Origin of the sequence: uncultured Empedobacter sp., assembly GCF_937930195.1 — a bacterium.
Classification (GTDB): domain Bacteria; phylum Bacteroidota; class Bacteroidia; order Flavobacteriales; family Weeksellaceae; genus Empedobacter; species Empedobacter stercoris.
Genome location: NZ_CALGVK010000140.1, coordinates 1 through 4,289, shown reverse-complemented (window position 1 = coordinate 4,289; position 4,289 = coordinate 1). Strand labels below are relative to the sequence as shown.

Here is a 4,289-nt window from a genome sequence, read left to right as displayed (position 1 = left end):
AACCCAGGACCCCAACATTAAAAGTGTTGTGCTCTACCAACTGAGCTACCAGGTCGGTCTCTTAAATCGAGTGCAAATATAGGACGATTAATACTAATTTAACAAACGTTTTATAAAGTTTTTTACAATTTATTAATTAAACATTTCGATTTTAAGAACTTAAAATTTAATATTATTTTAGATTTTTTAAAAAAGTGAAATTTCCATCATAGAAAAAGTAAAAAATATGAGATAGAAACATCATTTTTCATCTTGATAAATGATTTAATATTATATTTGTCCACCAACAAATCAAGATCTATGTTAACTGAATTGTATTCGGAAAAGCAATTAAAGATTGAAATTTTAGAATGAAAAAAAATATTATCTACATTATTTTTGCTTTGTTTTCAGTAATCTCGTGCAAAAAATCTGATAATCCAGAAGCAGATGTACCCGATTCTGAATATGCAAACAATTGTAATCAAGAAACAAAAGATGCACATTTAAGTAATTTTTCTTTAAAAGACTTAAAAAATTTAATAAAAGAACAACCACAAATCATCCATCAAAAATTAAACGATCGTTGTTTTAAGGTTTCTAAACTTGGAAAAAATTTATACATCCAAAATGTAGAACGATTGGATTCTTTGAAAATTAAAAATAATCCACAAGGAACAATGTTTTTGAATAAAATCACGGCTATTCAAATTTCGCAAGAAATAGTTTATAAATTAACCTATTCTTTTCCGATCAAATTTTTGAATCAATATCGTGCAGAAATCAAAAAGGATGCTCCAAAATCAAAATATCATCATTCTAATTCGATTGTTACAAATGAAGATTACGAGGTTACGTATAACGTAGAGCGCTATGATGCAAGAAAATTAAAGAACACCTATTCTTATCAAATTGATACTTTTGATGGTTTTGCAAGATTAACCATCTATTATTCGGAAGATTTACCTGTAGATTAAAAAATATAACAAATGATTATTTCATTAATTGGCTATATGGGGAGCGGAAAATCGACTACCGGAAAAGATTTAGCCAAAGCACTTGGTTTCGAATTCATCGATTTGGATGATTTTATCGAACAAAAATATCAAACAAAAATAAGTGATATTTTTAAAAAGGAAGGCGAATTAGGTTTTCGTAAAAAAGAACGAGAAGCTTTGAAGGAAATTTTAACAACCACTAACATTGTACTTTCTTTAGGCGGTGGAACTCCTGTTTATTATGATAATATGGAGGAGATTGTTAAAAATTCGATTTCGATATTTATGCGCGTTCAGTTGCCTCAATTGGTGAAACGACTTGAAAACAGAAAAGAAACTCGTCCATTAATTGCTCATCTTTCAAATGAAGAAATGACAGAATTTATTGCCAAACATTTATTTGAACGCAATCAATATTACGAAAAAGCAAAATATACGATTAGCATTACTACCCAAAGTACATTAGAAATTTTGGACGAAATTATGAGTCAACTTAAAAAAGGAGAAGATTTAGAATTAATCTAAATCTTCTCCTTTTATGATGAATTCCTCTGCTCCTTCTTCTAAATAATCGTCCAAATCGCGGCGATCTTTTTTCGTTGGTCTACCTTCTCCTTTTTCGCGATAATAATCTTGCGAAAGTTTACGAAGTTCTAACACTTCATACTCTTCTTTTGGTGTTGTATCAACAATATGTAACGTCAGCAATTTTGCTCCAATTCTATTTTTTGGGACTTGTAAAACTTTAAATGACAAATTTATTTGGTCTTTTCTAACCTCTATTGCATCTCCTGCGACAATCTCTCTTGACGCTTTTGCTACAACTCCATTTACTTTCACACGATTCTTTTTTACTGCATCAGCGGCTAAAGATCTTGTTTTATAATACCTAACACTCCAAAGAAATTTATCTAATCTCATTTAAAACTTAATATTTAATAGGATAAACTAATATTTTTTCTAAATTCGCAATATAAATCGAAATAACATGATAAAGAAATTCTTCGTTACTTTAATTGCTTGTTCTACTGTTTTAGTAGGATGTAATAATGATGATGATAGTGGTGTAGATAAAGAAACAAAAATTCCTGTTGAAGAACGTAATGCTTTAGATGATGAAGCTATTCAACAATATTTAGAAGATTTTTACTTCAGCCCTAAGACTGGTAAACTTACAAAATTTGATACAATAAAAGGTAATGATGACGATGCATATCCAGCTTTAAAAACACTTGCAAAACAAGATAACTTAGGTATTTGGTATGCCGAAAACCCAAATCATAAAGGAACTGGAGAAACTATAATTTCTAATGACAGTACTTCTATTTATATTTCCTACGAAATAGGTACTTTTTTAGCAACTAACAGCACTGATTATAAAAGAAAATATGGTTCTGTTTCTACCTCTGGAACGCCTAATTCAGGAGACGGTTCTGCAATACAAGACCCTACTTTTTATTATTTCACACCAACTGAAATAGAAACTGAAAACGGAGTGAAAAGAGAACATTTAGAATTGAAAAATTTTGTAGAAGGTTTAAAACATTTCAAAACAACAGAACGTTCTGTGAACGATTTATATAACTTTCAAGGTGTAATTATTTTACCTTCAAGATTAGCGTATGCTCGAAACAAGTATTACATTTCAGGAACAGGATTATCTGAGTATTCTGGGAACAGAGATCGCTCTTTTATCTTCAATTTTGAATTACCAAAAATCGAAAAAAGAACAAAAAAATAATCTTCTATTAATAAGATATTCTTTCAAAAACCATCCTCATTGATGGTTTTTTTTTATCTTTAATTTTTAAAAAATTGTTAGAATTTAAACCTAAGAAATGAGTATAATAAAATCCATTATAGACAATGACTTCTATAAATTCACCATGCAATTTGGGGTTACAAAATTGTATCCAGATGTAATGGCTCGTTATAAATTTATCAACCGAGGTGAACATGAATTTCCAAATGGTTTTGCAGAAGAATTACAAAATGAAATCAATGCAATGGCTTCGTTAGCACTTACAAAAGATGAAAAAGAATTCTTTTCTACAAATTGTCCCTATCTAAGCCCTGCTTATTTAGACTTTTTACAAGGATATCGTTATGATCCTGCAGAAGTTAAAATCTCTCAAAACGGATCAGATGTTGAAGTTCTTGTTGAAGGATATTGGTACCGAACAATTTTATGGGAAGTTCCTATTCTTTGTCTAATTAGTGAAATTTTTTACAAATTAACCAACGCTCAACGCATCTCAAACGGAGAAATAACAAAACGAACAAGCGATAAAGTCGATTTATACAATCGTCTTGGTGTGACAGTTGCAGAGTTCGGAACACGTCGTCGTCACAGTTACGAAGTACACGATATTGTCATGAAAGAGCTTACTAATCACAAAGGAAAAAGTTTTGTTGGAACATCTAACGTTCACTTTGCACACAAATATGGCGTAAAACCAATTGGAACACATGCGCACGAATGGTTTATGTTTCATGGTGCTCGTTACGGGTTCAAAATTGCCAATTCGATTAGTTTAGACCGCTGGGTGAAAGTATATTATGGTGATTTAGGAATTGCTTTAACTGACACCTATACTTCAGATATTTTCTTTGGACAATTTGACAAAAAATTATCGAAATTATTTGATGGTGTTCGTCACGACTCTGGAGATCCAATAGAATTTGGCGAAAAAACAATTGCTCACTATGAAAAAATGGGAATTAATCCATTATTCAAAACTATAATTTTCTCAGATGGATTAAATTCTGAAAAAGTAGAAGTAATTACAAAAGCATTTAAAGATCGTATTGGGTTATCGTTTGGTATTGGTACAAATTTAACAAATGACACCAATCTTCGTCCAATGAATATCGTAATGAAATTAACAGAAATTTCTTCGATTGATATTAAATGGACTGGTGTTGTTAAACTTTCTGACGAAAAAAATAAACATACAGGAACACCTCGAATGATCGCTTTGGCCAAAGAAATGTTGGATTTAGATGACATCCCCTCACATGAGGCACCAGAAAATGATTAAAAATTAATATTACAATAAAAAAAGGAACTCAATTGAGTTCCTTTTTTTTATCTATTGAATCAAATATTATTTATTCATTAAATCTTCGATTTCTTCTGCTTCTAATGGAATATTCTGCATCAAATTGAACGGATTTCCTTCTTTTTGAATAACGTAATCATCTTCTAAACGAATTCCAAAACCTTCGGCAGGAATATAGAATCCTGGTTCGTTTGGGGTGTTGAGTAGCATTTGCAATTTGGATGCCAACCTTTCCAATCAAATGATGTCA

5 protein-coding genes and 1 pseudogene are annotated in these 4,289 nt (G+C 30.6%); 4 read left to right on the top strand and 2 right to left on the bottom strand.

Annotated elements, in window-relative coordinates:
• The first annotated feature begins 350 nt into the window (after positions 1 to 350).
• Both Q0616_RS08170 and Q0616_RS08165 read left to right on the top strand, forming a co-directional pair.
• Positions 351 to 956, top strand: a complete 606-nt coding sequence (locus Q0616_RS08170; RefSeq protein ID WP_171622458.1) for a hypothetical protein — start codon at positions 351 to 353, stop codon at positions 954 to 956.
• 12 nt (positions 957 to 968) lie between these two features.
• On the top strand, positions 969 to 1,502 hold the full coding sequence (locus tag Q0616_RS08165; protein WP_284583368.1) for a shikimate kinase: 534 nt from the start codon (positions 969 to 971) through the stop codon (positions 1,500 to 1,502).
• Here Q0616_RS08165 and Q0616_RS08160 read toward each other — a convergent pair.
• A complete protein-coding gene (locus Q0616_RS08160) occupies positions 1,494 to 1,898 on the bottom strand; it encodes an RNA-binding S4 domain-containing protein (RefSeq protein WP_171622456.1) in 405 nt (134 codons plus the stop codon). The two genes, Q0616_RS08165 and Q0616_RS08160, sit on opposite strands and share 9 nt — an antisense overlap.
• A 67-nt stretch (positions 1,899 to 1,965) precedes the next feature.
• Between Q0616_RS08160 and Q0616_RS08155 the strand changes: the two genes are divergently transcribed.
• On the top strand, positions 1,966 to 2,718 hold the full coding sequence (locus Q0616_RS08155; RefSeq protein WP_171622455.1) for a hypothetical protein: 753 nt from the start codon (positions 1,966 to 1,968) through the stop codon (positions 2,716 to 2,718).
• 97 nt (positions 2,719 to 2,815) lie between these two features.
• Positions 2,816 to 4,018 carry a nicotinate phosphoribosyltransferase gene (gene pncB / locus Q0616_RS08150; RefSeq protein WP_286484022.1) on the top strand — a complete coding sequence of 401 codons (1,203 nt, stop codon included), beginning with the start codon at positions 2,816 to 2,818 and terminating at the stop codon, positions 4,016 to 4,018.
• Between the two features lie 66 nt (positions 4,019 to 4,084).
• Here the strand turns inward: pncB and Q0616_RS08145 are convergent.
• Positions 4,085 to 4,228, bottom strand: a pseudogene (locus Q0616_RS08145) (aminopeptidase P family protein); the annotation flags it as partial.
• Between the last annotated feature and the right edge of the window lie 61 nt (positions 4,229 to 4,289).

Bases quoted from the DNA above. Each gene is read 5' to 3' on its own strand.
- Q0616_RS08170 (WP_171622458.1), top strand. From the start codon at position 351: ATGAAAAAAAATATTATCTACATTATTTTTGCTTTGTTTTCAGTAATC.
- Q0616_RS08165 (WP_284583368.1), top strand. From the start codon at position 969: ATGATTATTTCATTAATTGGCTATATGGGGAGCGGAAAATCGACTACC.
- Q0616_RS08160 (WP_171622456.1), bottom strand. From the start codon at position 1,898: ATGAGATTAGATAAATTTCTTTGGAGTGTTAGGTATTATAAAACAAGA.
- Q0616_RS08155 (WP_171622455.1), top strand. From the start codon at position 1,966: ATGATAAAGAAATTCTTCGTTACTTTAATTGCTTGTTCTACTGTTTTA.
- pncB (WP_286484022.1), top strand. From the start codon at position 2,816: ATGAGTATAATAAAATCCATTATAGACAATGACTTCTATAAATTCACC.